Origin of the sequence: Sphaerisporangium sp. NPDC005288 (genome assembly GCF_040607475.1) — a bacterium.
In the GTDB taxonomy this organism is placed as follows: domain Bacteria; phylum Actinomycetota; class Actinomycetes; order Streptosporangiales; family Streptosporangiaceae; genus Sphaerisporangium; species Sphaerisporangium rhizosphaerae.
In genome coordinates this window covers 1-1,020 of record NZ_JBEXGT010000123.1, presented here as the reverse complement: position 1 = coordinate 1,020, position 1,020 = coordinate 1, and the positions used below count along the sequence as shown (strand labels likewise).

2 protein-coding genes are annotated in these 1,020 nt (G+C 68.3%); both read left to right on the top strand.

Going from position 1 to position 1,020, the window contains the following annotated elements:
• The coding region (locus ABZU32_RS40980; protein ID WP_354932207.1) for an acyl carrier protein at positions 1-738 on the top strand (738 nt) is incomplete at its 5' end.
• A 4-nt stretch (positions 739-742) separates the two neighbouring features.
• Positions 743-1,020 (top strand): beta-ketoacyl synthase N-terminal-like domain-containing protein (locus ABZU32_RS40975; RefSeq protein ID WP_354932204.1); only part of this gene is annotated, 278 nt, incomplete at its 3' end.

Sequence of the window (1,020 nt, the reverse complement as noted above, 5' to 3'; positions counted from 1 at the left end):
TCGGCTGGTGTTGGTTTGTCGGTGCTTGATCGGGTGGTGGGTGAGGGCCGGCGGGGTGTGGTGGTGGCGGCCGGGTGGTCTGTGGGTGCGTTGCGGGCCCAGTCGGCGGAGCGGTTGCCGGCGTTGTTGCGTGATCTGGTGGGTGTGCGGCGCAGGGCTGCGCTGGATGCTCCGGTTGGTGCCGGTTCGTTCGCTGATCGGTTGGCTGAGCTTCCTGCCGCGGAGCGCCAGGCAGCGGTGACCGAACTCGTACGCGCGCGGGCAGCGGCGGTGCTCGGCCACGATTCGCCCGCGTCCCTGCCGGTGGACCAGGCATTCCATGAGCTGGGCGTCGACTCGCTGGCGGCGGTGGAGTTGCGCAACGGGCTCGGTACCGCGCTGGGGCTCCGGCTGCCGACCACCTTGGTGTTCGATCATCCATCGGTCCGGGCGGTCGTCGACTACGTGATCAGGCAGATAACACCGAAGACCGACGGCGGGGATCACGTCACCGCCGACGGCCGAGACGAGACGGCGATCCGCAAGGCGCTGCAAACCGTGCAGGTGGCGGCGCTGCGCGCCGCCGGGCTGTTGGACGGGCTGCTGGAGCTCGCCGGAGTGCGTCCCGACGGTTCGAACGGAGCCGCGGCCCAGGACGAGACGGCGGACGTCGACGCGATCGACGAACTGGACACCGAAGCCCTGATCAGGATGGCGCTGGACAACGGGCAACCGGACGACGAGACCCAGGAGGGGTGAGGAGATGGCGGAGGGTGACGGAAAGATCGTCGAGGCACTGCGCGCCTCTCTCAGGGAGACGGCCAGGCTGCGCAAGCAGAACCGCGCGCTGACGAACCGCGCTCGGGAGCCGATCGCGATTGTGGGGATGGCTTGTCGTTATCCGGGTGGGGTGGATGGTCCGGAGCGGTTGTGGGGGTTGTTGGTTGGTGGTGTGGATGCGGTGGGTGGTTTTCCGGGTGATCGGGGGTGGGATGTTGCTGGTCTTTATGATCCGGAGCCGGGTAAGGCGGGGCGTAGTTA